This is a genomic window from Mesorhizobium sp. (assembly GCF_024509055.1).
Taxonomy (GTDB): Bacteria; Pseudomonadota; Alphaproteobacteria; order Rhizobiales; family Rhizobiaceae; genus Mesorhizobium.
The window spans coordinates 43,246-67,980 of sequence record NZ_JANINM010000024.1; the positions used below are offsets into that span (position 1 = coordinate 43,246).

Here is a 24,735-nt window from a genome sequence, read left to right on the forward strand (position 1 = left end):
TCAGCGGTCCGGCTGACGCCCGGGCCTTGCCCTGCCGGTCGCCACGGGTTTCAATGTCGGCAAAGGAGCTTGAAGATATGCTCCAAGCCTCGGGGAGGGTCGGCTTGAAGGTCGGGGTGGTTCTCAACCCGGTTGCCGGCGGCGGCAAGCTCAAGCGGCATTGGCCGCAAATCGCGGCTTCCTTGAAGGCGCATTTCGGCGATTTCGACCTGCGCGAGACCCAGATCAGCGGCGATGGTGAAAGACTGGCGATCGACCTCGCGGCCGATGGTTGCGCGCTGGTGATCGCGGCCGGAGGTGACGGCACCGCCAGCGAAGTGGCCGACGGGCTCCTGCAAGCACGGCATGAAACCGGCCGGACGAGCGAGCTCGGCCTTTTGCCCTGCGGCACCGGCACCGATTTCGCGCGCGCCCTGGATTTGCCGCGCGGCATCGACTCGGCCCTGAAGCACCTGGCGGGAGCCGAGGCGAAGAAGGTCGATGCCGGACGCATCTGCTACATCGACGATCACGGCGCGCTGGCCAGCCGTCACTTCATAAACATAGCGAGTCTCGGCCTTTCGGGCGCCGCGGATCGTGCGGTCAACGCGGACAAGCGCAAGGGAAGGGTGTCGGCCAAGGCGCTGTTCTTCTGGCGCACGGTGCTGGAGTTCATGCGTTACAAGTTCCAGGATGTCAGGATCACCATAGACGACGGCGAGCCGGTCGAGGCGCGCATGGCGTTGGTGGCGGTCGCCAACGGAAAGTTCTTCGGCGGCGGCATGATGATCGCGCCGGATGCCGAGCTTTCCGATGGGGAATTCGACGTCGTCATCGTGCGCGCGGCAAGCAAGCTCGGGCTGATCCGGGACCTGCGCCTGCTCTATGGCGGGCGTCACCGCAACCATCCGGCGATCACCATCCTGCGCGGTCGCAAGGTGCTGGTGGAGCCGCTTGGCGACGCAGACAAGAACGGCGCGCTGGTCGACATAGATGGCGAGTCGCCAGGCCGGATTCCGGCGACTTTTGAAATACTGCCGGGCGCGCTGACGTTGAGATATTGAATCAACCGTCTCTGCGGTTGATTCAATAGATGTGGCAAAACCATTGAAACAGCTGGCTAAAAATTCGCCGGCTATGTCTCAAGCCGCGAGGGGAAGCCCGGCGCTCGGAGCTCAGTGCCCACAGCGTCCTCGAGCAACTTCACGATCTGGGTCGACCAGGCACCGCCGCCATAGGCTTCCTTGCCTCGCTCGAAAATAGCGTTGACGCGCGCGGCAAGGTCGAGCGGCACGCCGGACCGTTCGCCCATGGCGAGCGCGAAGCCGAGATCCTTCAGCGCCAGATCCATGGTGAAGCCGATGTCGTAGGAGCCGTTGAGGACGAGCTGGCTTTCGGTCTCGTGCACGAAGCTGTTGCCCGAGGACGCGACGATAGCGTGGTAGGACTGGGCGAGGTCGAGCCCACCCTGCTTGGCCAGCATCAAGGCTTCGCCGGCCGCGACCAGATGGATAAAGGCAAGCATGTTGGTGATGACCTTGATCACCGCCGCCGAGCCGATCGGACCCATGAGAAAGGACTTCGCGCACATCGCTTCGATGGCCGACCGGTGGCGTTCGTAGAGCGCCGCATCCCCACCGACCAGCGCCGTTATCCTTCCCGCCGCCGCCAGGTGCACGCCGCCAGTGACCGGGCATTCCAATGTTTCGACGCCCTTGGCCGAAGCGAGTGCCGCAAGTCGAAGAATCTCGTCACGGCCATTGGTCGACATCTCGATCCAGGTGCCGCCGGTGGGAAGGCCCTGGAGCAAGCCGTCAGGTCCGGCGAGCACCGCCTCGCTCACCTTCGGGGAAGGCAGGCAGGTGATCGCATTGCCGGCGTGCGCGGCGGCCTCGGCCGGGCTTTTCGCCGCCGAGGCGCCGAGCGCCACGAGGCGTTCGATGGCGGCGGGGTCGCGGTCGAACACGGTGACCGCGAAGCCATTGCGGATCAGGCTGGCGGCAAGGTTGCCGCCGAGATGGCCGAGGCCGATGAAGGCGTAGCTTTCGCTCACGGCATCAGCGGCGTCTGCATCATCTGCAGATGCAGTTCCTTGCCGCTGTAGGGGTGCGCGTCGCAGACCGCTTCGTCGAGCTCGACGCCAAGACCAGGCTCCTTCGAGGGGATGACGTCGCCGTCCTGCCATTCGATCTTCTTCTTGAGCAGCGTGGCATGAAAGCCGTCCCACTGCTTCAGGGATTCGAGGATCAGGAAATTGGGCAAGGTTACCGCAAGCTGGATATTGGCGGCGCCGACGATCGGGCCGCAATAGCAGTGCGGCGCGACCTGGATGTGGTAGGCCTCCGCCATTGCCGCAATCTTCTTGGTCTCCAGAATGCCGCCGGAACGGCCGAGGTCCGGCTGCAGGATGGTCGCGGCGCGGTTCTCGATGACGCGGGCGAATTCGGATTTTGTCGTCAGCCGCTCGCCGGTGGCGATCGGAATCGACGTGCCGCGCGCGACCTGCGCCATCACCTCGGGCATGTCCGGCGGCACCGGCTCCTCGAACCACAGCGGATCATACGGCTCGATGGCGCGGGCCATGCGCAGCGCGCCGGAAGCGGTGAACTGGCCGTGCGTGCCGAACAGGATATCGGCGCGGCTGCCGACCGCCTCGCGGATCGCCTTGATCATGCTGGCGGAAACATCGATGTCGAGCAGTCGCGGCTGGTGGCCGTCGAAGGCGGTGTAGGGACCGGCCGGGTCGAGCTTCACGGCCGTGAAGCCTTGCTCGACGTATTCGAGCGCGCAGGCGGCCGCCATCTCGGGGTCGTTGTAGACGTTCCTGCCCGCCGGCGCGTCCTCGGAATGGACGCTGCCGGTGTGCGGATAGAGATAGGTGTAGGAGCGCAGCGTCTCGTGCACCTGGCCGCCGAGCAGCTTGTAGACCGGCTTGCCGGCTTCCTTGCCGATGATGTCCCAGCAAGCCATCTCCAAGGCCGAGAAACAGCCCATGCCGGTCACGTCGGGCCGCTGGGTGAATCCGGACGAGTAGGCGCGGCGGAAGAAGTTCTCGACATCGTGCGGATCGTGGCCGACGAGGTAACGTTCGGCCATGTCCTCGACCAGCTTGGCTGTGACATGGGCGGAGAAAGTGGCGTTGTAGGCCTCGCCGTAACCGACCACGCCGCCGTCGGTGGTCAGCTTGACGAAGATGAAATACTTGCCGCCGATGCCGGGCGGTGGGTTGCCGACTACCCAGGTCTTAACGTCGGTGATCTTCATTTTTGGTCCTCCAGAACCAGTTCGGCGCCCTTCCATCCGGTCAGGATCGAGGCGGCGTTGGTGTTGCCGGTGATGTTGTCGGGGAAGATCGAGGCGTCGATGACGCGCAGGCCCTCGACTCCATGCACCCTCAGCCGCGGGTCGACGACGGCCCGGGATGCATCAGGACCCATGCGGCAGGTCGAGACCGGGTGATAGACGGTGCCCGAGCGCTTCCTGAAATCGTCGATCAGGTCGGCATCGGAAGCGATTGACGGTCCAGGCAGGACTTCTTCCTCGATGATCTCGGCCATGGCTGGCATCGAGGCGATCTTGCGCACGAATTTCACCGCCGCCAGCATCTCGTCGACATCGGCGTTGGTGGAATAGGCGTTTGCGGTGATCTTCGGATAGTCGCGTGGATTCTTCGAGCGGATCATGATCTCGCCACGGCTCGACGGCCGGCAGTTGGACAGGCCGATCGAAAAGCCCGGCCACGGGTCGGGCGTGAGAATCGGGCGCTCGCCGTTCCTCGGGATGACGGTCGAGAAGGCCTGGAAATAGAGCTGCATGTTCGGGCGCGAGGACGCCGGATCGGTGCGGAAGAAGCCGCCGGCATTGTTCATCGACATCGACAGCGGACCGGAGCGCAGCAGGATGTATTGCATGCCGACCAGGAGCTTGCCCCACCACGGACGCAGCGTCTGGTTGAGCGTCGGCAGCCTGCCCTTGAAGGTATAGTTGACACCGACATGGTCCTGCAGGTTGGCGCCGACATTGTCATTGCCGTGCACGACCGCAACCCCGAGATCGCCGAGCAGGGCGGACGGCCCCACGCCGGAAAGCTGCAGCAGTTGCGGCGAGTTCACCGAACCGCCGGACAGGATTACCTCGCGGCCGGCGCGCGCGGTTCTGGTTTCGCCGTTCTGCTCGTATTCGACGCCGATGGCGCGCTTGCCCTCGAACAGGATCCTTGTCACCAGCGCGTTGGTTTCGACACGGACGTTGGCGCGTTTCATCGCGGGCCGCAGGAACGCACGGGCGGCCGACATGCGGCGGCCGTTCCTGGTGGTGATCTGATAGACGCCGACGCCTTCCTGGGTGGCGCCGTTGAAGTCCGGATTGAATGGCAGGCCGGCCTGTTGCGCCGCCGCCAGGTAGCGCTTGGTGAGCGGGTGCGCCGTCTTCGAGCAATCGGTGATGTGCAAGGGTCCACCGACGCCGCGCCACTTGTCGGCGCCGGCCTGGTTGTCCTCCAGCGCCTTGAAGGCGGGCAAGAGGTCGTCATAACTCCAGCCTGGATTGCCCGCCGCCGCCCAGGCGTCGAAATCCTCGCGCGCGCCGCGGATATAGACCATGGCGTTGATCGAGCTCGAGCCGCCGAGCAGCTTGCCGCGCGGCCAGTGGTCGGCGTTGCCGGCGAGACCCGGATCAGGCTCGGCCTTGTAGTTCCAGTTGACCGCCGGATCGAAGAAGGTCTTGCCGTAGCCAAGCGGCATCTGGACGTAGAAACGCCGGTCGGTTCCGCCCGCCTCCAGCACCAGCACCGAAAAGCGGCCGGATGCCGAGAGCTTTTCCGCAACGACCGAACCGGCCGAACCGGAGCCGACGACAATGAAATCATAAGTCTGCATAATGGACGGACAGGCTCCGAAATTTGCGGCTTAACCTAGACATTGCCGGCTTACGTCGTCGCTGTCGCTTCCGGCATGCCTTGTGAAAAAAGCGACCGCTCCGGTGGCGCGCTTTTCGCGTTCGCCCAATCTTGCGACATCGCAATCGCGTTGGTAGGGGATCAGGGGACCGGACCTCAAAAGGATCTCCCCCATGGTGCACTATGCCGAAGGAAAGCCACTCGGCGACCTGACGCTGAGGACGCTGGCCATGCCATCCGATGCCAATGCCGCCGGCGACATATTCGGCGGTTGGGTGATGGCGCAGATGGACCTTGCCTGCGGCATCCGCGCCGCCGAGCGCGCCAAGGGCCGCGTGGTGACGGCGGCGGTGAAGGAAATGTCCTTCGCCAAGCCGATGAAGATCGGCGACACACTCTGCATCTACACGCATGTCGAGCGCGTCGGGCGCACCTCGATGGTGCTCAAGGTGGAGGCCTGGGCGCAGCGCTATCTCTCCGACCTGATGGAGAAGGTCACCCACGCCGATTTCGTCATGGTGGCGCTCGACGGCGAGGGCAAGCCGAAGCCGGTACCGGCGGAGAGCTGATTCCCTGAGCTTGCGGTTTTGTAACAACGCCCACGCGGCAGGCGCGCCGGGCGACATCCGATGGTTGCCTTCACGCCCGACTGTGCCGGCGCTGGAGGAAGACAATGCGTCAACACATGCTGAACGGCTGGCTCGTGGCGGCCCTTCTTGCCTTGGTCTGCCTGCTAGGGATAACCGCCTATGTTGAGGTCCGCAAAGACCTCCCACGTGTTGCCTGCATCCACTACCAGACAGCCGTCAATCAGCGTTCAGCTGGACTCGATGCGTGCGGCACGGTCTGTTGCGGCAACCCCATCACGAGGGCGTGAGGGCCGGTCAGACGTGGAGCGGGGCTAATCGTTCCAAGGCTATCCAGTAACGGTTGCGACGATGCATCCGGGCGCGACGCGGTGGGGCAAAGAGGTTGAGCAAGGGCTCGATTTCAACCGTAACTGCACAACTTGGAGCAGAATCGAAAACGCTTGCCGCGCAAGGGTTTCAGGCTTGAATGCCGTCGAACTTCGCGCGCGCGGCCTGCACTCGTGCAGTGTTCTTGCGCGCCCATTCGCCGAGCGCTCCGACGGGTACGAGCAGCTCATGGCCGAGCTCCGTGAGCTCATAGTCGACGCGCGGCGGAATGGTCGGGAACACTTCCCGTGTGACGAAGCCGTCGCGCTCCAGCCCGCGTAGGGTGGTGGTCAGCATCTTTTGCGAGATGCCGCCGACAGCGGCGCGCAGCTCGTTGAAACGCATCGGTCCGCCGCCAAGCTTGCCGACGACGAGCACGGTCCATTTGTCGCCGACCCGCTGCAGGATCTCCGAGATTGCCCTGCAGTCCTCGGTGTTGTGCGGGTGCCTCAGTAACAAAGAAGTGCCTCCTTGCGCGCCAAGTTGTCAGTATCTCATATAGCGCCGGTATCCAAACGATACCACAAATTCCCGCAAGGAGAGCCTCCCAATGTCCAAGCCCAAAATCGCCATCGTCGTCGGTTCGACGCGCGCCGCCCGCTTCGCCGACGTGCCGACGCAGTGGATTGCCAAGATCGCCAAGGCGCATGCCGACATCAATGTCGAAATCGTCGATCTGCGCGACTGGCCGCTGCCTTTCTTCGACGAGGTCGCATCCTCGGCCTGGGCGCCCTCGCAGAACGAAATGGCGCAGCGCTGGCAGAAGAAGGTAGCCGAATTCGACGGATTCATCTTCACCGCCGCCGAGTACAATCATGCACCGACCGGCGTGCTGAAGAACGCCATCGACTACGCCGCCAATGAATGGAACAAGAAGCCGGCGGGCTTCGTCGGTTATGGCAGCGTCGGCGGCGCGCGCGCGGTCGAGCAGCTTCGCCTGATTGCCGTCGAGTTGCAGATGGCTCCGGTCAAGTCGGCCGTCCACATCGCCTGGGGCGACTTCCTTGCCGTCCGCCAGGGCGAGAAGAAGCTCGAGGATTTCGAGCACCTCAATCAGGCCGCCACCGCGCTCGTCAACGACATCGCCTGGTGGGCCAAGGTGCTGAAGGCGGCGCGCGCCGCCGATGCGATCAAGGGCGAAGCCGAGGCGGCCTGAGCTTTGGGATTATCCTTTCAAGGAAACATCTTGCGATGGGGCGGCGCTTGCGTCGCCCCATCTTGTTTGGGGAAAGGCGCCGCGCGGTCCGATTGCGGCTGCGCTCACAGCCAGCCGCCCGAAAACCCGGCACGGCGCAACCCCGTTGCGATGGCCGGCACACCGCGCATCAACCGCCACAGGAAGTCCGATCTGTAATTCTCGATCATCGGAGCGATCGGTCCCTGGTTGATGCCGACATGGTCCGGCGAGACCCAGCCGCAGGAACGTCCGTCAGCGGTGGCAATCGTCGGATTGAAGCTAGCGGTAAAGCCGTAGGGGTTGCCGGCGTGCAGGTCCATGTCATGGAAATGGCGTAGCGCCGGCAGCACGATTTCCGGCGCGAAGGGCAGCGAGGCGATCGCCGCCCAGGGCGACAGCGTGCCGTCATCCGGGCCGTATGGCGCGCCACGCGCGAGATAGCCGAAATAGCGGCGGCGGTGGGGCGCCGGCGCGATCGGGCCGGGGCCGTCGCTTGCGGTAACGCCCCAGCAATTCTCGCCATAACCGATCAAGCGCCTCGGATTGCGGACGGCGTAGTCGCGCTGAAGATAGGTCGCCTCGCGGCTGTTCAGGAAGTAGTCGCTGTCGTGGTCGCGCATGAAGGCGTCGCGGATACCGCGAAAATCGATCCAGACATGCGAGAACTGGTGGATGAAGAGCGGGCCCGCGTAAACCATCTCCCGGCCGTAGATTTTCTTCCAGACATAGGTCGAGAGCCAGGCCGCGTAACTCTCGGGCGGGAGCGGGTGGGTCGGCGAGCCGAGGCCCAGCACGTATAGGATCAGCGCCTCGTCGTAGCCTTCCCAGCGATAGGGCAGGAAGCCAGTCTCCGGCCTCCAGCCATGGGTGATCGCGCTGCCGCCATTCAAAGCCCATAGCCAGTCGGCGCGGCGGTAGAGCGCATCGGCCAGCCGGCGGATTTCCAGTTCCGATTCGTCATCCTGGTCGAAATAGGCGCCGGCAGCCAGAACGCCGGCCAGCAGAAGGGCGGTGTCGATCGTCGACAACTCGCAATTCCAGACCCGGCGGCCGGTCTTCATGTCGAGGAAATGATAGTAAAATCCCTTGTAACCCGTGGCATCGGGTTGCGGTCCGTGCGGCGCGTTCCAGAAGAAGCGGAGCGTGGCAAGGGTTCGCTCGACTGCCGCGGCGCGGGTCGCGAAGCCGCGCTCGACACCGACAGGATAGGACGACAGGGCGAGCCCAACGGCGGCTATGCTGGCAGGGGACGTTTGCGTGTTGCGGTCGGCGATCAGGCCGTTTTCGGCATTGGCCTCGTTGAGAAAGTACTCGAATGACAGACTCTGGATGTTCTGGAGGAGCTGCTCGTTCAGCGGGTGTTCGTTCAATGCATCCATGGCTATCGATGTAATCGGGCTCCGGTCGCATTTTCCATTCAAGCGGCCCATCAACAATCGGTGAGTAGGCATCGATTGGGAAGCGTCGACTGTGGCCTACGCCCATGCTTTCCTGGCAGTCATGGCGTCGTGCCTAAGGCGCAGCCGCCGGACGCGCATCGACACATCGGCATGATCATCGCGCGATCGGCCTGTGACCGTCAGGCAGGCGGGTGGCGATCAGCTTGTCGATGCGGCGACCGTCCAGATCGACGACCTCAAAACGCCAGCCTTGCGCGTCAACACACTCGCCGGTCGCCGGCAGGTGGTGCAGATGCGACAGCACGTATCCCGCCACGGTCTCGTAGTCGCGGTTTTCTGGCAGGTCGATGCCTAGCACCTCGGCCATCTCGTCGGCCTGCATGTAGCCGGCGAGCAGCCACGAGCCGTCCTCGCGCTTGACGGCGTTTTCCTCTTCCTCGCCGGCTTCGAGATCCGAGCGGAAAACGCCAGTGATGGCCTCAAGGATGTCGGCCGGGGTGACGATGCCTTCGAAGTGGCCGTATTCGTCATGGACCAGCGCCATCGGGACGTCGGACTCCCTCAGCTTCTGCAGCACGTCGAGTGCGTCGGCCTGATCATAGACGATGGGGGCGGCGCGCACATGCCGGCGCGGGTCGAGCGCGCGGCCGGCGAGCAGCGCGGCCAGAACGTCGCGAGTCTGGACAACACCGACCATGACGTCGACGCCGCCGTCGCCGGCGGGCAGGCGCGAATGCTGGGTCTCTACCAGGAGCCGCCTGATTGTGGCCTCATCGGACTGCAGGTTGATCCAGTCCACTTCGGTCCTCGGCGTCATGACGGCGCGCACGGCGCGGTCGCCCAGACGCATTACGCCGGCAATCATGCGGCGCTCGTCGGATTCGATGGTGCCGTGATGCTCGGCCTCGGCGACCAGCATCTTGATCTCCTCGTCGGTGACCTTCTCCTCCGGCCCGCCACGCTGGCCAAGAAGCCAAAGAACGGCGCGGCCGGACAAGTCGAGCAGGAAGACAAGTGGCGCCGCGATGGTGGCGAGGATGGTCATCGCCGGCGCTGCCCTGGCGGCAACGCGCTCCGGGTCCCTCAGCGCGATCTGCTTCGGCACGAGCTCGCCGACGATGAGCGAGGCATAGGTGATGACCGCGACGACGATGCCGACGCCGGCCGGGTTGGCTATATTCTCGCGGATGCCGGTCGAAGCCAGGAAGTGCGCCAGTCGTTCGCCCAGCGTGGCGCCGGAAAAAGCGCCCGACAGCACGCCGACCAGTGTGATGCCGATCTGCACCGACGAGAGGAATTTGCCGGGATTGGAGCCGAGGGCAAGCGCGCGACCGGCGCCCTTGACGTCGCGGTCGATCATCGCCTTGAGGCGAGCTGGCCGCGACGAGACGATCGCGAGCTCCGACATCGATAAAAGGCCGTTCACCAAGATGAGGACGGCCACGACGGCGATTTCAACGTAAAGCATGGCAGGTCAATAGCATTGCCGCAGTGCATTCGAAAATAGTCCGACATTATTTTTGGAGCATGACAGGCGGACTGTTCAGGCGGCTCGCGGCGCGGCGCCGAACGCAGTTGCAAGGGTTATCCTTACAACCTTGTCATGGCAGCATCTTCAACACACCAACGACCACCGCGCCGTCGGTGAAATAGGGATCGCCGCCGCCGTTTCTACCTGTCTTGGTCGGGCCGACACCTGTCATTTCGCCGGTGGAGATCAAGACGCTGGCCGTCGTCAGGTCGCCGATCAGGTGGCCTCGCTCGGCGTCGATGTCCGGGCCTATATGGTGAGTGACGGCACCGGTATCGTGGCTGAGGCCGACGCCACGATCGAAGGTGGCGGCGCCCAGCCACAACGGGCGGCCATCGTCGCCGACCGAGTCCGTCAGCCAGAAGCGGACATGGTGGCGCCGGTCGGCGCTATTGCCGACCGGCTGTTCGAAAGACAGGTCCTGCGCGTGGCCGTTGAACAGCAGCCGGCTAACCGGCGCATCGGGATAGGGGCGGGAAAAGAGCACGCTTTCGCCGATGTCGATCGCGGTCCTCAGTGTGACGGCATCGGCCGTGTCCCAGCCGGCAACCGCGAAGGCGTGGACGACCTCCTTCTCGGTGCCGACAAGGCCAATGTTGATCGGGTCGCCCGGGATGCCCTGCGGCGTGCGGGTCATCATCTCGAAGTGCTGCGCACGGAAGCCGCGCTCGCGCCAGGTCCAGAAACCCGGCGCCGCGATATAGGCCAGCGCCAGGTAGCCGGCGCAGAAAGCCGCCAGCCAGATCGTCGCGCGCCGTCCAAGGCTTTGTTCACTCACAAGCGGCCACTCCAAAGCGAATACGACATCACTCTAAGCGGCGTCGCGCGAGTTGGGCAGGGGGCTGTCGGCATCAGCGGCAGGCGCGATAGCCATTCCTGCGGTTCTTGATGTCGAAATGGAAGTGGTTGCGGTGGTCGTAGTTGTAGCCCGGCCCGAGCACGGTGGTGAAATACTGGCAGCCATCGGCACGCACATTGTTGAGGAAGCCGCGGGTGCGGAAGGCGAACAGGCCGGGCTTGCGGACGTCGATATCATCGCCATTGTTGAGCTCGATGCTCATGACGTCGAGCGCGTTGCCCTTGCCATGTTCGGACAACACCCCTTCGCCGGCGATGTTGCGGCAGGAATAGCTCGAGCCCTGGTGGATGGCCCTGACGCCGGAGAAATAACGCCAGCGGGCGGCCGGAACGAGCTCGTTCTTCGTCCAGGCGGCGAATGTCGCGGCCATGGCGCAGGTCAGCGTGGCCGACGGCTTCATGTCGACGCTGCCGATGGCCGAAACCTTGACCGGATAGTCGATGCCGCACTGGCCTTCGTGGATCGGCGCCAGATCGGTGTAGACGACGCCGAGACGCTTCAGTTCGTTGCGGCAGTCGACCTCGCTGGCCGGCATCTGCTCGACCGGCGACATCGGGGGATCCATGCGCGGATAGGCGGCGGTCATGTACGGATTGGAGGGAACCAGCCGCTGCATGCCGGAATATTGCGGAACATCGGGCACCGCCGCGGTCTGGCTGCCAACGTCGACCGCCGGCTGCAGCGAGAAGACATCGCCGGTGGTGCAGGCTGACACGGCCGCGATGGCAAGGCCGGTGATCAGCCTGAAGGCAGTGCTTCGCGCGCGATTGCTCTGTCGCGCCACAGCAAGCATGGCGCCAAGTCTTGCGGCCATTGAAGGCGTCCTTGTCCCCGAATGGCACAATTTTAACCATCAAGGGTAAAGGAAAGATCAGCGCCGGGATTCACGCCTGGGGCCGAATTGCGGCGTCATTGGCAGAAGGTGCCGCCATGGCGTCGCGGCTCGAGATCGAAGTGGAAGTGCAGCGAATGATCTGCGTCGCTGCCGGGACCAAGCACCGTCTTGAACGGTCCGCAGGCGGCCTTGCGCACCGCGTCCAGGAACTTCGCGTCCTTCTCGGGAGGCGCCGGAGCGACGTCGATCTTGCTGCCGTTCGAAAGCGTGAAGGAAGCGATATCGAGCGCGTTGCCAAAGGCGTGTTCCGACAGCTTGTGCGTGCCATGGCGAGGGCGGCAGACGAAAGCGGATGCCTGACTGATCGACTTCAGATCGGCGTCGAACTCGGCCTTGGCCGTTGGTTGGACAACATCCACCGCAAAGCGCGCCACCGCCTCCGCCATCTGGCAGTCGAGCTCCGCGCCCGGGGTGATGCTGATGGATTTGCCAAGCGTTTTCAGAACGATAGGGTAGGGTATTGAACAACCGATTCCAGCATCGTGCTCGGCCTTGTGTTCCTCGAATTCGACGCCAAGCGCTTTGAGCCGGCCGCGGCAGGCGACTTCGTCCTCCGGCATCTTGTCGGCAGGCAGATCAGCGGAACGAGGATCGGGAAGCATCTTTTCGCCGCCAGCCTCATCCGGTTTCTGTGGAGGCAGCGGAGCGGCCGCAGGGGGCTCCGGCTCAAGCTCAGCCGGTTTTTCCGGTGGCGTGGCAACGACCGCCGGGGTTTGCGGCGCCGCTGACTGGCTGCCAGCCGACGGCTGCCGTTCCTTGTCCTGTTTTGGTGGTGCAGCCTCGGTGTCCACACCGCTTTCGGCACCGGTGGGACGGGGTTCGGGAATTGGTGGCGTTGCAGGCGTTTCCAGCGCCGGCGCCGTGTTTTGATTGTTGGAGGACGGATCGCCCTTGTGCAGCCTGTGATGGTGGTGTCTCGCCAGCGCGGGGGTGGCAAGGCACATCGCCGCCAGCGGCAACGCCAGAATGCACAATCGGGAAAAGCTCAGCGTCGCCATCGCCCGGAAACGGCGCCGGCATCCTGAAGTTGCCTGGAAGCCTGGAGCAGCCGATCACAATCGATTACCGGCGCGTTACGCGCCGATCACCTCAAGGCCTTCCGCGAGCCAATCGGCAAGCAACGGCAGGCCAAGCAGGTATTTCGCCGTGCGCTTGTTGGCGCGCTCGCGCGCCGCGGCCACTGCATCGGCCCATTCGGTAGCGTCAAAGTCGCCGCGGCCAACCCAGGCGAGGGCTATCAGCTCGGCGGCCTCGTCGACATTGAGGTCGTTGATCAGCTCGCGGAACTCCTCCTCGGTCAGGTTTTCCGAGGCCTCCTCGACCAGCCCATCGTGGTGATGACTGGCGTGCCTGTCGCCGTCGAACTCGACCTCGTGCTCGGCGCCGTCGTCATAATCCTCGTTGACGGCGGCACTCAAAGCCTTGGCCTTGAGGACGAACAGGCGCACCGTGTCCGGATCAATCGAAAGCTCCCATTGCTTCTCGCGGCGCTGCTGCACGGTCCTTCTCCACGTGATGCGCTTGCCCGGATGATAGCGGATTTGCGGCGCGCGTCACGTCTGGAGGCAAGGCTGCCTCCACAGTCGTCCAAAATTGTTCGGCAGACACGGGGTTTTCGGGGATGAAACCGGATCGCGCCGGCGTTAATCTGGCATTGTCACGCTCACGGAGGCTTCGATGCGCAGACGATTGCTTGTTCAGGTCATGGCTGTTGCCGCCTTGCCGCTGTTTGTGGCGCCCGCGTTCACAGCCGGCGACAGCGGCGGCGGAGGCGGTAGCCCTACCACCACCCAGTGCAAGAAGGGCGAGGTCTGGGACAAGAAGAAGAACAAATGCGTAAAGCCCCAATACGGCATGCTGGATGACGACAGCATCTACGAGGCCGGCCATGACCTGGCGATGGCTGGGCGCTATGACGAGGCGATCTCGGTCTTGACGCTGGCCGCCAACAAGCAGGATCCGCGAATCCTCAACTATCTCGGCTATTCGCATCGCCATTCCGGCCGTGTCACCGTAGGCCTCGGCTACTACGAAGAGGCGCTGCGGATCGATCCGAACTACACGCTGGTGCGCGAATATCTCGGCGAGGCGCATCTGCAGATCGGCGATCTTGCCGGCGCCCAGGAGCAGCTTAAACAAATCGAGATGCGGACCGGCAAAGGTTCTCGCGAATATGGCATGCTGTCCGAGCAGATCGATCACTTCCTGAGAAGCTGATTGCAACTCGGCTCCTTTCAAACCGGCTGCGGACACGCGGCCGGTTTTTTGCGTTCGGTCGCGGCATTTGCCTCCGGGCAGCCAGCGCGAAAGCGGTGATCATTTTGCCGGACTTCATTTTTGAGCGTGAAAATCGCGCGAAGATCGCTATATTGACCGAAATTGTGGTGAAACGGTTCCGTTAGCCCAGGCTGCCGGACCGTTTTCTTTTTGTACCATCGACAAGGCCATTCCCGGCGAGCGGGGGTGGCGGCAGGAAAGGTCAGGCATATGAACAAGGTCCCGATGACAGGCGACGGGTTCGCGTCATTGAAGGAAGAACTGCGCTGGCGCCAGCAGGAAGAGCGTCCTCGCATCATCGAGGCGATCTCCGAAGCACGCTCGCATGGCGACCTGTCCGAAAATGCCGAATATCATGCGGCCAAAGAGGCGCAGAGCCACAATGAAGGCCGCGTCAACGAACTTGAGGACCTGATCGCGCGCGCCGAGGTCATCGACGTCTCGAAGCTCAGCGGCGACAAGGTGAAATTCGGCGCCACCGTGGTGCTGGTCGACGAAGACACCGAGGAAAAGAAGACCTACCAGATCGTCGGCGACCAGGAGGCGGACGTGAAGTCCGGCCGCATCTCGATCTCCTCGCCGATCGCGCGCGCGCTAATCGGCAAGGAAGTCGGCGACGCCATCGAGGTCAATGCGCCCGGCGGCGCAAGGGGCTATGAGATCGTCCAGGTGCAGTTCATCTAGGAACTTGGGTATGCGCCTGTAATCCGAGCGCCAATTGCCGTTGGGCTTCGGCCATCACTTCAGCCGGCGTGACCTTGCCGCCGGCCGGCGCCAGCAAGGTCGTCGAAAACGGTCCGCGCGGGCCTGTAAGGCCCGGTTCGGTCGCCAGGAAGATGGCGACCGTGGGCAGACCGAAACCGCTCGCGAGATGGGTGAGGCCGGTATCCGCGCCAATCACGATTTCCGAGCGACCGAGGATCGCAGCGATCTCGGACAACGGCGATCTGGGAATCAGCACAGTGTTTGGAACGGCCGAGGCGATCGCCTCTGCCACTTTCCTTTCCGCTTCGTTCGACCATGTCACGACTGGCGTGAAACCTCTGGCAACCAACTGCCGGCCGGTCTCGATCCAGTCACCGACCGGCCATTTCTTGTCCTCGCGGCTGGTGCCGTGCAGCAGGAAGGCGGCGCGCCCCTCGATGGCCGGCATGCCGGAAGCCGGCGCGACGATACCGGAACCCAGCACTGACAGATCCGGCTGATAGCCGAGGGCCAGTCCAAACAGGCGGCGTGTGCGCTCAATGGCATGCAAATCACGAGCGACCCTGTATTTGCGGTCGTAAAGCAGCGTTGCTGTTGGCTCCCGTGCGCTCGAGCGGTCGAAGCCGGCAATCGGTGATGCGGCCTGCCTGGCGACGACGGCGGATTTCAACAGTCCTTGGGCGTCGATCACCAGATCGTAGTTCCCCGACCGTAACGCTCGCCGCAGGCCTGCCATCTCGCGCCAGGTCCGGCTGTCGAAAAGCTTCTTGCGCCAGCGCCGGATCGCCACTTTGTGGATGCTTCGGATCGCCGGATGCAGCGCCACGATGCCGGCGAACGCCTCTTCCACGCACCAGTCGAACGTCACATCGGGGCGGTTGTGAAGCGCGTCCTCGACAGCCGGGAAAGTGTGGATGACGTCGCCCATGGACGACGTCTTGACGATCAGCACCTTCATACGGTGGCCGGAACCTGCAGCAGCCGTTCGGCGGCGGCCATGACGCGCGCGACTTCGAGCGTCTTCAGGCAATTGAGATGGCCGAGCGGGCAGATTTTATTGTGGCAGGGTGAGCAGGACAAGTGGAGCCAGATCAATTCGGAGCGCTCGGTCAGCGGCGGCGTGTTCTCGGGCGAGGTCGATCCGTAGACGGCCACGACCCGCGTACCGACGGCGGCGGCGACATGCATCAGGCCGCTGTCGTTCGATACGGCAAGGTCGGCGGCAGCGAGCAGATCGATGGCGTCTGCCAGTTTCGTCTTGCCGGCCAAGTCGATGGCACCCGGCGCCAGAGTGGCGATCTCGCCGGTCACGCTGGCATCGTTCTTCGAGCCCAGCAGCGCGACACCGTAGCCCTTTTCAATCATCGCTCGGGCAAGCCCGGCATAGTGGTCGCTTGGCCAGCGCTTTGCCGGGCCGAACTCGGCGCCAGGCATCAAAGTGACGAATTTCTTGCCGCTCAACCCGAACCTCGCCAGCAGCTCGGCCTGGTTAGCCGTATCGACTGTGAGTTTCGGTGCGTGAAAAGTGCCGCCGCGGGCAAGGCCGAAATAGGCTCGCGCGGTGCGCCGCTTGAGGGCATCCGGCAGGGGCACGACATCGGTCAGCAGGCCGTAGCGCATTTCCCTGAGGTTACCGACGCGGCGCGGAATCCGAGCAAAAAACGGGATCAGCGCCGATTTCCAGCTGCCGGGCAGCACATAGGCCATGTCGTAGCGGCCGCGCAGCAGGCGGCCGAAACGCATGCGGCTGCGGAATTCGAGAGCGCCCGGCATTAGGGGGAAGTCGATCTGGCTGCGTATTTCCGGCATGCGCTTGACTATGGGCGCCGCCCAGGCCGGCGCCAGCACGTCGATGGCGGCGTTTGGATGCTTTTCCTTCAGCGCTGAGAACAGGCACTGCGCCATGACCATGTCGCCCACCCAGCGTGGGCCGATCACTAGGATCGTTGGGCTTTCAGCCATTCGACATAGTCCCTGACGCCGGTTTCTACGGTCCGGAATTGGCCATTGTAGCCGGCCGCGCGCAAGCGGGACATATCAGCCTGCGTAAAACTCTGATAGCTGCCCTTGAGGTGGTCCGGGAAGGGGATGAACTCGATCTCGCCCTTGCCGAGCGTGTCGATCACCGTTTCGGCAATGGCGCGGAACGGCTGGGCGCGGCCGGTGCCGCAGTTGAAGATGCCGCTCGACCCCCGCTTCCAAAGCCACAGGTTGACGTCTGCGACGTCCCCGACATGGATGAAATCGCGGCTTTGCTCGCCGGGGCCGAAGCCGTCATAGGCGCCGAACAGTTTCGGATTCTCGCCACGCTCGACCTGGTTGAAGAGATGGAAGGCGACCGAGGCCATCGAGCCCTTGTGCGCCTCGCGCGGCCCGTAGACGTTGAAATAGCGCAGGCCCGCCACCTGCGAGTGTTCGGTGTCGAGGACATTGCGGCGAACATAGTCGTCGAACAGCTTTTTCGAATAGGCATAGACATTGAGCGGCCGCTCGAGGGCGGGCTCCTCGCGGAACTCGCTGCCGCCGCCATAGACCGACGCCGACGAGGCGTAGAGGAAGGGCACGCGCAGCGCCAGGCAGGCGTGCAACAGCCGCTTCGAATAGGCATAGTTCACATCCATCATGAACTTGCCATTCCATTCAGTGGTGGTCGAGCAGGCGCCCTGATGGAAAACGGCCTCGACGCGGCCGAGCCCGCCGTCCTCGAGCCGGCCGAGAAAATCGTCCTTGTCGAGATAGTCGGCGATGCGCAGATCGGCCAGGTTGGCGATCTTGTGGCCGTCGGTCAGGTCGTCGACGACCACGATGTCGTCATGCCCTTCGGCATTGAGCGCGGCAACGATGTTGGAGCCGATCATGCCGGCGCCGCCCGTGACGATGATCATGCTGTTGGCCCCGATACTCGTTTCACTTGCCGATTCCGGCTCTTATAAGGGAGGTATCTCGGGCTGTCGACAAAGCAGCTGCATGCGCCTCAGTGGCGCCGCAAAGCTTTCGCCTCAGTCGGCTCGCACGGGGACATTTCGATGAGGGGACAGGGACGATGCCGTCGACCGAACTGCTGATCGCGTTTTTCGCCACCACCGCCATCTTTGCCTATATTCCAGGTCCCTCCATGCTCTATGCCGCCGCGCAGACGATGGTGCGTGGCCGCTGGTCCGGCCTAACTGCGGCGCTGGGCATTCATCTGGGCGGCTATGTGCATGTCTTTGCCGCCGCAGCGGGTCTGTCGGTGCTGTTCCATGCCGTGCCGCCGCTATACATGGCGGTCAAGCTTGTGGGTGCACTCTACCTGATCTGGCTCGGCGTCTCCCTGTTTCGCAAGCGGATCGAGGGCGACGCGGTGTTGCCCGCGATTGAGCGCAAATCTGCGCGCCGCGCCTTTTTCGAGAGCATCGCCGTCGAGGTGCTCAACCCCAAGACGGCGATCTTCTTCATGGCTTTCCTGCCGCAGTTCATCGACGCTTCGGCGGCATTCCCGATCTGGCTGCAGTTCGTCGTGCTCGGCACCATCGTCAACCTGATGTTTTCTTCCGCCGACATCACTTGCGTGTTCCTGGCCGGCGCCGTGATCGGCCGGCTGCGGCGTTCGAGCCGCGCGCAGCGGCTGATGCAGCGGGCGGGCGGGGCGGTTCTCGTCGGTCTCGGCGTGCACGTCGCGTTGCAGAAGAGCTGATCGACGGGACAGTGGAGCCGCCGTTGCGCTGCATGGATTTGCGGTATATCGGCTTCGCCATGAATGATCCGGCCATCAGACGATGGTGACCAGCAAGATCGAGACCGGCCTTATCAGCGTGTTGTCAGTGACATGATCAAGCATAATCCGCCTTCCCCCGAGCCCTTGCACCGCGCCATCGCCCGCTTCGGCGATGCGACTGTGCTGGTCGTCGGCGATTTCATCCTCGACCGCTTCGTCAACGGCGTCATCGAACGCATCTCGCCCGAGGCGCCGATCCCGGTGCTGCACGGGCGAGGCGAGATGCTGACCCTGGGCGGCGCGGGCAATGTCGTTTCCAACATCGTTTCGCTGGGCGCTGCGGCGATCCCGGTTTCCCTGATCGGCGCCGACCCGGCCGGCGACAATCTGATGCGCATGCTGGGCGAACTCGGTGTCGACACCGACGGCCTTGCCCAGCGCCGCGGCCGCATGACCTCGTCGAAGAGTCGCTTCAGCGCGCTCAACCAGCAAGTGCTGCGTTTCGACGAGGAGGAGATCAAGCCGCTCTCCGGTACCGAGCGGGCGACGCTTGTCGAGCACTTCCAGGCAGCGCTTGGGCGTGCCGACATCGTCATCCTGTCCGACTACGGCAAGGGCATCCTGCTCGACGGCGTTGCAGCCGAACTGATCGCGATCTGCCGCGATGCCGGAAAGCCGGTGCTGGTCGATCCGAAGGGGCGTGACTATGCCCGCTACGCCGGCGCGACCGCGGTCACGCCCAACCGCAAGGAACTTGGTGAGGCGGTCGGGCACGCGGTGTTTGGCGATGAGGAGATCGTGGCTGCCGCGCGCGACCTGATCGCGGCGCATGATTTCGAGTACATCGTCGCCACGCGCAGCGAAAAGGGCATGAGCGTCGTCAGCGCCGAGGATGCCCGTCACATTGCCACGCAGGCACGCGAAGTGTTCGACGTTTCCGGCGCCGGCGATACCGTCATCGCAACGTTTGCCCTTTCGCTGGCCGCCGGTGCTGACCGTGTGCAGGCCGCCGTCATCGCCAATGCCGCCGGCGGCGTGGTGGTCGGCAAGCGCGGCACCGCGCGGCTGACGGTCGAGGAACTCTCCGGCGCGCTGTTCCGCTCCCACGGGCCGGTGGCCCACCAGGATGCCATTCTCGACGCCAGCGCCGCCGCCAGGATGGTGGCGGCCTGGAAGGAAGAAGGCCTGTCGGTGGGCTTCACCAATGGCTGCTTCGACATCCTGCACGCCGGCCATGTCAGTCTGCTGCACGCCGCGCGCAGCCAATGCGACCGGCTGGTCCTCGGCCTCAACAGCGACGCTTCGGTGCGCCGCCTGAAGGGGCCCGGACGCCCGGTCAACGACCAGCATGACCGGGCCTGCGTTCTCGCCGCGCTTGCCTCCGTCGATGCAGTCGTGGTCTTCGAGGAGGATACGCCGCTGGCCCTGATCGAGGCGCTGCTGCCGGACATACTGGTCAAGGGAGCCGACTACACAATCGAGACCGTGGTGGGCGCCGACGTCGTGCAGAAGGCCGGCGGGCGCGTGGTGCTGGTCGACCTCGTCGCCGGCAAGAGCACGACAAACACCATCGGCAAGATGCGGGCCACCAACTGAGGATCTCATGTCTCAACTGAACGACTATCTGGTCCGCTCGGCGGCGGCGATCTCGGCGATGGTCGAGCGTGACCTAACCGGAGAAATGGAACGCGCGGTAAGCGTGGTCGTTGCGGCGCTGGCGCAGGGCAAGGCCCTGCTGATCTGCGGCAATGGCGGCTCCGCCAGCGATGCCATCCACATCGCGGGCGAACTGGTCGGCCGGTTCCTCAAGGAGCGCAAGGCCTACAATGTCATCGCGCTGCCGGCCAACGCGGCAGTGCTGACGGCGTGGGGCAACGACTACGGCTTCGACACCGTGTTCTCGCGCCAGGTCGAGGCGCATGGGTCCGAGGGCGCGGTGCTGCTTGCGATTTCCACCAGCGGCAATTCGCCGAGCATCCTCGCCGCCGCGGAGCAGGCGCGGGCGATGGGCATGACGGTGATCAGCATGACCGGCGACACCGGCGGCAAGCTCAAGCCTCTGACCGACATCCTGCTCAACGTGCCCTCGACCTCGACGCCGATCATCCAGCAGGGGCACCTCTGCCTCTATCATCACCTGTGCGAGGCGGTGGAAGCGCGTCTCAGCAATGGCTGAAGCCAGGCGGGAGTTTCCGCTTGCCGAGCCCGGCCTGTGGGTCGAGCGGATTGGAAGCAGAATTTTTCCATCCGGCCGGCCAGCGCTCTTCCTCGACCGCGACGGCACCATCAATGTCGATGTCGGCTATCCCGGCGATCCGGCTGACGTGGTGCTGCGCGACGGCATCGCGCCCGCCATAGAGGCCGCCAACGCGTGCGGCATCCCGGCCATTGTCGTCACCAACCAGTCTGGCATCGCGCGCGGCTATTTTGGCTGGGACGCGTTTGCCCGGGTCAACCAGCGGGTGCTGGACCTGCTTGGCGAGGAGAACGCCACCGTCGACATGGTGCTCGCATGCGCCTATCACGAAGCCGGCTCGGGCCCGCTGGCAATCGCCGACCATCCGATGCGCAAGCCCAATCCGGGCATGCTGCTCGAGGCGGCCAGGCGCCTGGACATCGATCTCAAGCGATCCCTCATGGTCGGCGACAAGCTGGCTGACATGGAGGCTGGCCAGCATGCCGGACTGCCGCAAGGCTGGCTTGTCGACGGCGAGGCGACCCTTCAATCCGGCTTTGCCACCCGGTCGTTGCGGACCGCTGCCGATCTCGGCGGCTTGATAGCGGCCTTGAAGCAGCTTGGCCCAGCCTGACCGCAAGCGTCAGGCGGGATCCTTGCCCTCGGAAGCCTCATACAGCTTTGCCTCGGTGGCGAAGGAATAGACCAACACCATCATCGAGTAGACGAACCCGTGCCGGCCGCACAGGAAGTAGCGTTTGGCGAGATAGAACTTCAGGAAATTGCCGAGCGGCGAAAGCACCAGCCGCACCAGCCCCGGCTTCCTGCCCTTCTCGACCAGCGCGACCACCTTGAGGCTGGAATAGGCGTTGGCGCGGGCGAGATCCTCCTCGACCGATATTTCGCGCCGGTGCAGCAGCACGCCGCTTTCGATCGTCCTGGTTTCGCCCGGCACGCTGAAGGATTCATGCACCCGCGCCGTCAGATCCATGGTGGCGCCTTGGCGGCGAAAAAGCCTCAGCAGTCTGTTGTGCAGCACCCAGCGATGGGCATAGCCGTAGCCCTTCAGCCAGTCGCGGCGGCGAACGTACCATCCGTCGACGTCGCCTTTCACCTCCTGCGTGGCGGCCACGATCGATTGCCGCAACTGGTCGTCGACGCGTTCGTCCGGATCGATTGAAAGGCACCAGGGCTGTGTCGCGTGGTCGAGCGAGAATTGCCGCTGGCGCGGAAATCCCGGCCAGTCGTTGTGCAGCAGCTTTATCGGGTAGCCCTTGGCTATGTAGTCCTGCACGCACTCGACGGTGCCATCGGTCGAGCCGGAATCGACGACAATGATCTCAGCGCAGAAGTCGATGCTCTCAAGGCACGGACCGATCATGTCGGCCTCGTTCATGCAGATGATGAGCGCCGAAATCGGGCTTGCGAATCGGGTCATGGTCCCCTTCCGACCTCGGATTTGTTGACGGAGCTTACGCCGCCTGCGCGCGGAAACCAATCGCGCGACGAAGCCGGACTTAACCCCTCTTCCAAGCAGTTCTGTCGAATAGCAACGCGGCGGCAGTGTGACGAGAATTCGTGTCGGCCTGCCTCAAGGCCGCTCGAACGCCACCAGGCCCTCGTCCTTGACGCGGCGGATGGTCAGCGCGGTGCGCACCGTGTCGACATTGGGGGCCGAAGCCAGTTCCTCGATGACGAAGGTCTGGAAGGTGCCGAGGTCGCTTGCCACGCAGTGCAGGAGGAAATCGGATTCGCCCGAGACCATCCAGGCGTCGCGCACGATCGGCCAGCCGCGCGTGCGTTCGGCAAATGTCTTCAGTTCGGCGTCGGCCTGGTGGTGCAGGCCGATAAGGCAGAAGGCGACCACGTCCATGCCAAGCGCCGGCGCGTTGAGCAGGGCGCGGTAGCCGCGGATGATGCCAGCCTCCTCCAGCCGCCGGACGCGGCGCAGGCAGGGGGGCGCGGAGATGCCAACCCGGCTCGACAGCTCGACATTGGTCATGCGGCCGTCATTCTGCAATTCGCGCAGGATCTTCCAGTCGATGGCGTCAAGATCGGCTTTCAGGGGCATGGCTGTCTCAGCTTGGCGCAAGAATCTTTCGCGAATGTGTAATTAAACGACTTTTGTGTTGACGCCAGCCCCCCTCTCCAAAACGATTTTTGGATGGTAACGAAATCGGCCGCCGGGCGAATAGCCACATGGGCCGAAGCTTTCCGGGGACGACGGTCCGCTCGTCTTGCTGGCTTGGCGGGCAACACTTACATTACGCGCGACAAAGCCACGGCCTTCGCCGCAGGGGACTTTTTTATGAACACCAAGCACGCGCCCGTTCTCATCATCGGTTCCGGTCCGGCCGGCTACACGGCGGCGATCTATGCCGCGCGTGCCATGCTGAAGCCGATGCTGGTTGCCGGACTGCAGCAGGGTGGCCAACTGATGATCACCACGGACGTCGAAAACTATCCCGGCTTCGCCGATCCGATCCAGGGTCCTTGGCTGATGGGCGAGATGCTCAAGCAGGCCGAACATGTCGGCACCGAGATCGTCAATGACATCATCACCGAGGTCGACCTGAAAGTGCGGCCGTTCCGTGCCGTCGGCGACTCCGGCACCGTCTACACGGCCGACGCTCTGATCATCGCCACTGGCGCGCAAGCCAAGTGGCTGGGCATTCCGTCGGAGCAGACCTTCATGGGGTTCGGCGTTTCCGCTTGCGCGACCTGCGACGGCTTCTTCTATCGCGGCAAGGATGTCGCTGTGGTCGGCGGCGGCAATTCGGCCGTAGAGGAAGCGCTCTACCTAGCCAATCTTGCCAAGAGCGTCACGATCATCCACCGGCGCGGCGATTTCCGGGCCGAAAGGATCCTGCGCGAGCGACTGCTCAAGAAGGACAATGTCCGCGTCATCTGGGACACGGTCGTCGACGAAATCACGGGCCAGCCGGGCAAGGCGCCGCTGCCGCCTTCGGTCGAAGGGTTGAAACTGCGCAATGTGGTGACCGGCGAGGTGTCGCGGCTGAAGGTCGATGGCGTCTTCGTCGCGATCGGCCACGCGCCGGCGGTAGAGCTCTTCGTCGGCAAGCTGAAGCAGAAGCCGAACGGCTATCTGTGGACGGCGCCGGATTCGACGCGCACCGACGTGCCGGGCGTGTTCGCCGCCGGCGACGTCACTGACGACGTCTACCGGCAGGCGGTGACGGCTGCGGGGCTTGGCTGCATGGCCGCCCTCGAGGCCGAAAAATATCTGGCCGGCATCGAGGTCCATCGCGAAGCAGCGGAATAGAAATCGGCTGAAAAAAGTCGTTTAAAAGCCTGATTTTTCATTCAGACGCCAAAAGCAACACGAGGGGAATCATGGCGCTGGACTGGGACAAGCTACGCGTATTTCACGCCGCGGCGGAGGCTGGGTCGTTCACCCATGCCGCCGAGACGCTGCATCTTTCGCAATCGGCGATCTCGCGCCAGGTCAGCGCGTTGGAGCACGATGTCGGCGTGGCGCTGTTTCATCGCCATGCCCGCGGCCTGGTGCTGACCGAACAGGGCGAGATGCTGTTTCGCACGGCGCATGACGTGCTGATGAAGCTGGAGACGATCAAGTCGCGGCTTACCGAGACCAAGGACCGGCCCTCCGGCGTGCTTCGGGTGACGACAACGGTCGGCCTCGGCGCCGGCTGGCTGACCGAGCGGGTGCAGGAATTCATTGAGCTTTACCCCGAGATCAGCCTGCAGTTGATCCTCGCCAATGAGGAACTCGACCTCACCATGCGCCAGGCCGATTGCGCCATCCGGCTCCGCCAGCCTCAGCAGCCGGACCTCATCCAGCGCCGGCTGTTCACGGTGCATTTCCATCTCTACGCGGCGCCTTCCTATATCGCGAAGTTCGGCAAGCCGGCCTCGATCGCCGAACTCAGGAACCATCGCATCGTCACCTTCGGCGTGCCGGTGCCCTCGCATCTGTCGGAACTGAACTGGCTGGAAACGATCGGCGATTTCGAGGGCGGGCAAAGGGTGCCCACCCTGCAGATCAATGACATCCTGTCGATCAAGCGCGCGGTCAAGGGCGGCGCGGGCATCGCCATGCTGCCCGACTACGTCATCAGCAAGGATTCGAACCTGGTCCAGCTGCTGCCCGAGACCGAGGTGCCGTCCTTCGACACCTATTTCGCCTATCCCGACGCGATGAAGA

26 protein-coding genes are annotated in these 24,735 nt (G+C 64.0%); 11 read left to right on the top strand and 15 right to left on the bottom strand.

All coding sequences use genetic code 11. The features are described from left to right. The first annotated feature begins 104 nt into the window (after positions 1-104). On the top strand, positions 105-1,043 hold the full coding sequence (locus Q0L57_RS01820; protein ID WP_296737236.1) for a diacylglycerol kinase family protein: 939 nt from the start codon (positions 105-107) through the stop codon (positions 1,041-1,043). A gap of 71 nt (positions 1,044-1,114) precedes the next feature. On the opposite strand, the gene Q0L57_RS01825 is transcribed toward Q0L57_RS01820, so the two are convergent. From Q0L57_RS01825 to Q0L57_RS01835, 3 genes are read right to left on the bottom strand one after another with little or no spacing between them, the layout of a single operon-like run. Further along, entirely contained in the window at positions 1,115-2,032 is a 918-nt protein-coding gene (locus Q0L57_RS01825) for an NAD(P)-dependent oxidoreductase (protein WP_296737238.1), read from the bottom strand. Then, positions 2,029-3,243 carry a mandelate racemase/muconate lactonizing enzyme family protein gene (locus Q0L57_RS01830; protein WP_296737239.1) on the bottom strand — a complete coding sequence of 405 codons (1,215 nt, stop codon included), beginning with the start codon at positions 3,241-3,243 and terminating at the stop codon, positions 2,029-2,031. The genes Q0L57_RS01825 and Q0L57_RS01830 overlap by 4 nt, the downstream gene beginning before the upstream one ends. Continuing rightward, positions 3,240-4,856 carry a GMC family oxidoreductase N-terminal domain-containing protein gene (locus tag Q0L57_RS01835; protein WP_296737241.1) on the bottom strand — a complete coding sequence of 539 codons (1,617 nt, stop codon included), beginning with the start codon at positions 4,854-4,856 and terminating at the stop codon, positions 3,240-3,242. The genes Q0L57_RS01830 and Q0L57_RS01835 overlap by 4 nt, the downstream gene beginning before the upstream one ends. 193 nt (positions 4,857-5,049) lie before the next feature. Here Q0L57_RS01835 and Q0L57_RS01840 point away from each other — a divergent pair, with 193 nt between their 5' ends. Continuing rightward, positions 5,050-5,445: an acyl-CoA thioesterase gene (locus Q0L57_RS01840; protein ID WP_112098883.1), complete on the top strand. Its 396-nt coding sequence runs from the start codon at positions 5,050-5,052 to the stop codon at positions 5,443-5,445. A 477-nt stretch (positions 5,446-5,922) separates the two neighbouring features. Here the strand turns inward: Q0L57_RS01840 and Q0L57_RS01845 are convergent, their stop codons facing one another. Beyond that, positions 5,923-6,291, bottom strand: a complete 369-nt coding sequence (locus Q0L57_RS01845) for a helix-turn-helix domain-containing protein (RefSeq protein WP_296737246.1) — start codon at positions 6,289-6,291, stop codon at positions 5,923-5,925. A 91-nt stretch (positions 6,292-6,382) separates the two neighbouring features. Here Q0L57_RS01845 and Q0L57_RS01850 point away from each other — a divergent pair, with 91 nt between their 5' ends. After that, positions 6,383-6,988 carry an NADPH-dependent FMN reductase gene (locus Q0L57_RS01850; protein WP_296737248.1) on the top strand — a complete coding sequence of 202 codons (606 nt, stop codon included), beginning with the start codon at positions 6,383-6,385 and terminating at the stop codon, positions 6,986-6,988. A 104-nt stretch (positions 6,989-7,092) separates the two neighbouring features. On the opposite strand, the gene Q0L57_RS01855 is transcribed toward Q0L57_RS01850, so the two are convergent. From Q0L57_RS01855 to Q0L57_RS01880, 6 genes are all read right to left on the bottom strand, one after another. Further along, entirely contained in the window at positions 7,093-8,388 is a 1,296-nt protein-coding gene (locus Q0L57_RS01855) for a glucoamylase family protein (protein WP_296737250.1), read from the bottom strand. 175 nt (positions 8,389-8,563) lie between these two features. Next, on the bottom strand, positions 8,564-9,877 hold the full coding sequence (locus Q0L57_RS01860) for a hemolysin family protein (protein WP_296737251.1): 1,314 nt from the start codon (positions 9,875-9,877) through the stop codon (positions 8,564-8,566). 133 nt (positions 9,878-10,010) lie between these two features. Then, entirely contained in the window at positions 10,011-10,718 is a 708-nt protein-coding gene (locus tag Q0L57_RS01865; RefSeq protein ID WP_296737254.1) for an LssY C-terminal domain-containing protein, read from the bottom strand. 73 nt (positions 10,719-10,791) lie between these two features. Beyond that, positions 10,792-11,613, bottom strand: a complete 822-nt coding sequence (locus Q0L57_RS01870; RefSeq protein WP_296737256.1) for an extensin family protein — start codon at positions 11,611-11,613, stop codon at positions 10,792-10,794. A gap of 95 nt (positions 11,614-11,708) precedes the next feature. Next, entirely contained in the window at positions 11,709-12,692 is a 984-nt protein-coding gene (locus tag Q0L57_RS01875; protein WP_296737257.1) for an extensin family protein, read from the bottom strand. Between the two features lie 75 nt (positions 12,693-12,767). Continuing rightward, entirely contained in the window at positions 12,768-13,193 is a 426-nt protein-coding gene (locus Q0L57_RS01880; protein ID WP_296737259.1) for a DUF3775 domain-containing protein, read from the bottom strand. Between the two features lie 178 nt (positions 13,194-13,371). Here Q0L57_RS01880 and Q0L57_RS01885 point away from each other — a divergent pair, with 178 nt between their 5' ends. Beyond that, positions 13,372-13,911, top strand: a complete 540-nt coding sequence (locus Q0L57_RS01885) for a tetratricopeptide repeat protein (protein ID WP_296737261.1) — start codon at positions 13,372-13,374, stop codon at positions 13,909-13,911. Positions 13,912-14,181: 270 nt separating this feature from the next. Beyond that, positions 14,182-14,655, top strand: coding sequence for a transcription elongation factor GreA (gene greA / locus Q0L57_RS01890; RefSeq protein ID WP_296737262.1), 474 nt, complete (start codon positions 14,182-14,184; stop codon positions 14,653-14,655). Here greA and waaC read toward each other — a convergent pair. The 3 genes from waaC to rfaD are packed head-to-tail and all read right to left on the bottom strand — an operon-like array spanning position 14,648 to position 17,561. After that, positions 14,648-15,634 (bottom strand): lipopolysaccharide heptosyltransferase I, encoded by a 987-nt coding sequence (gene waaC, locus Q0L57_RS01895; protein WP_296737265.1) that lies wholly within the window; start codon positions 15,632-15,634, stop codon positions 14,648-14,650. The genes greA and waaC overlap by 8 nt on opposite strands. Continuing rightward, complete coding sequence (waaF, locus tag Q0L57_RS01900; RefSeq protein WP_296737267.1) at positions 15,631-16,638, bottom strand: lipopolysaccharide heptosyltransferase II; 1,008 nt, start codon at positions 16,636-16,638, stop codon at positions 15,631-15,633. The genes waaC and waaF overlap by 4 nt, the downstream gene beginning before the upstream one ends. Then, positions 16,614-17,561, bottom strand: coding sequence for an ADP-glyceromanno-heptose 6-epimerase (gene rfaD, locus Q0L57_RS01905; protein WP_296737269.1), 948 nt, complete (start codon positions 17,559-17,561; stop codon positions 16,614-16,616). Before rfaD ends, waaF begins: the two co-directional genes overlap by 25 nt. 158 nt (positions 17,562-17,719) lie before the next feature. Between rfaD and Q0L57_RS01910 the strand changes: the two genes are divergently transcribed. The 4 genes from Q0L57_RS01910 (at position 17,720) to Q0L57_RS01925 (ending at position 21,183) form a co-directional block, all read left to right on the top strand. Then, entirely contained in the window at positions 17,720-18,352 is a 633-nt protein-coding gene (locus tag Q0L57_RS01910; RefSeq protein ID WP_296737270.1) for a LysE family translocator, read from the top strand. 132 nt (positions 18,353-18,484) lie between these two features. Beyond that, positions 18,485-19,969, top strand: a complete 1,485-nt coding sequence (gene rfaE1 / locus Q0L57_RS01915) for a D-glycero-beta-D-manno-heptose-7-phosphate kinase (protein WP_296737272.1) — start codon at positions 18,485-18,487, stop codon at positions 19,967-19,969. Between the two features lie 7 nt (positions 19,970-19,976). Beyond that, positions 19,977-20,549: an SIS domain-containing protein gene (locus tag Q0L57_RS01920; RefSeq protein ID WP_296737274.1), complete on the top strand. Its 573-nt coding sequence runs from the start codon at positions 19,977-19,979 to the stop codon at positions 20,547-20,549. Further along, complete coding sequence (locus Q0L57_RS01925; protein ID WP_296737276.1) at positions 20,542-21,183, top strand: HAD family hydrolase; 642 nt, start codon at positions 20,542-20,544, stop codon at positions 21,181-21,183. Before Q0L57_RS01920 ends, Q0L57_RS01925 begins: the two co-directional genes overlap by 8 nt. 9 nt (positions 21,184-21,192) lie before the next feature. On the opposite strand, the gene Q0L57_RS01930 is transcribed toward Q0L57_RS01925, so the two are convergent. Then, positions 21,193-21,987, bottom strand: coding sequence for a glycosyltransferase family 2 protein (locus tag Q0L57_RS01930; protein WP_296737278.1), 795 nt, complete (start codon positions 21,985-21,987; stop codon positions 21,193-21,195). Positions 21,988-22,140: 153 nt separating this feature from the next. Continuing rightward, entirely contained in the window at positions 22,141-22,620 is a 480-nt protein-coding gene (locus Q0L57_RS01935; protein WP_296737279.1) for an Lrp/AsnC family transcriptional regulator, read from the bottom strand. 237 nt (positions 22,621-22,857) lie between these two features. Between Q0L57_RS01935 and trxB the strand changes: the two genes are divergently transcribed. Both trxB and Q0L57_RS01945 read left to right on the top strand, forming a co-directional pair. After that, positions 22,858-23,832, top strand: a complete 975-nt coding sequence (gene trxB / locus Q0L57_RS01940) for a thioredoxin-disulfide reductase (protein ID WP_296737281.1) — start codon at positions 22,858-22,860, stop codon at positions 23,830-23,832. 71 nt (positions 23,833-23,903) lie between these two features. Beyond that, positions 23,904-24,735, top strand: an 832-nt coding sequence (locus Q0L57_RS01945; RefSeq protein ID WP_296737283.1) for a LysR family transcriptional regulator, incomplete at its 3' end; no start/stop codon positions are given.

Excerpts from the sequence above, each read along its gene's own strand:
- trxB (WP_296737281.1), top strand. The coding sequence starts at position 22,858 with ATGAACACCAAGCACGCGCCCGTTCTCATCATCGGTTCCGGTCCGGCC.
- Q0L57_RS01850 (WP_296737248.1), top strand. The coding sequence starts at position 6,383 with ATGTCCAAGCCCAAAATCGCCATCGTCGTCGGTTCGACGCGCGCCGCC.
- Q0L57_RS01875 (WP_296737257.1), bottom strand. The coding sequence starts at position 12,692 with ATGGCGACGCTGAGCTTTTCCCGATTGTGCATTCTGGCGTTGCCGCTG.
- rfaD (WP_296737269.1), bottom strand. The coding sequence starts at position 17,561 with ATGATCATCGTCACGGGCGGCGCCGGCATGATCGGCTCCAACATCGTT.
- Q0L57_RS01870 (WP_296737256.1), bottom strand. The coding sequence starts at position 11,613 with ATGGCCGCAAGACTTGGCGCCATGCTTGCTGTGGCGCGACAGAGCAAT.
- Q0L57_RS01860 (WP_296737251.1), bottom strand. The coding sequence starts at position 9,877 with ATGCTTTACGTTGAAATCGCCGTCGTGGCCGTCCTCATCTTGGTGAAC.
- Q0L57_RS01930 (WP_296737278.1), bottom strand. The coding sequence starts at position 21,987 with ATGACCCGATTCGCAAGCCCGATTTCGGCGCTCATCATCTGCATGAAC.
- Q0L57_RS01855 (WP_296737250.1), bottom strand. The coding sequence starts at position 8,388 with ATGGATGCATTGAACGAACACCCGCTGAACGAGCAGCTCCTCCAGAAC.
- Q0L57_RS01910 (WP_296737270.1), top strand. The coding sequence starts at position 17,720 with ATGCCGTCGACCGAACTGCTGATCGCGTTTTTCGCCACCACCGCCATC.
- Q0L57_RS01925 (WP_296737276.1), top strand. The coding sequence starts at position 20,542 with ATGGCTGAAGCCAGGCGGGAGTTTCCGCTTGCCGAGCCCGGCCTGTGG.
- Q0L57_RS01920 (WP_296737274.1), top strand. The coding sequence starts at position 19,977 with ATGTCTCAACTGAACGACTATCTGGTCCGCTCGGCGGCGGCGATCTCG.
- rfaE1 (WP_296737272.1), top strand. The coding sequence starts at position 18,485 with ATGATCAAGCATAATCCGCCTTCCCCCGAGCCCTTGCACCGCGCCATC.
- Q0L57_RS01835 (WP_296737241.1), bottom strand. The coding sequence starts at position 4,856 with ATGCAGACTTATGATTTCATTGTCGTCGGCTCCGGTTCGGCCGGTTCG.
- waaC (WP_296737265.1), bottom strand. The coding sequence starts at position 15,634 with ATGAAGGTGCTGATCGTCAAGACGTCGTCCATGGGCGACGTCATCCAC.
- waaF (WP_296737267.1), bottom strand. The coding sequence starts at position 16,638 with ATGGCTGAAAGCCCAACGATCCTAGTGATCGGCCCACGCTGGGTGGGC.
- Q0L57_RS01830 (WP_296737239.1), bottom strand. The coding sequence starts at position 3,243 with ATGAAGATCACCGACGTTAAGACCTGGGTAGTCGGCAACCCACCGCCC.
- Q0L57_RS01840 (WP_112098883.1), top strand. The coding sequence starts at position 5,050 with ATGGTGCACTATGCCGAAGGAAAGCCACTCGGCGACCTGACGCTGAGG.
- Q0L57_RS01885 (WP_296737261.1), top strand. The coding sequence starts at position 13,372 with ATGCGCAGACGATTGCTTGTTCAGGTCATGGCTGTTGCCGCCTTGCCG.
- Q0L57_RS01935 (WP_296737279.1), bottom strand. The coding sequence starts at position 22,620 with ATGCCCCTGAAAGCCGATCTTGACGCCATCGACTGGAAGATCCTGCGC.
- greA (WP_296737262.1), top strand. The coding sequence starts at position 14,182 with ATGAACAAGGTCCCGATGACAGGCGACGGGTTCGCGTCATTGAAGGAA.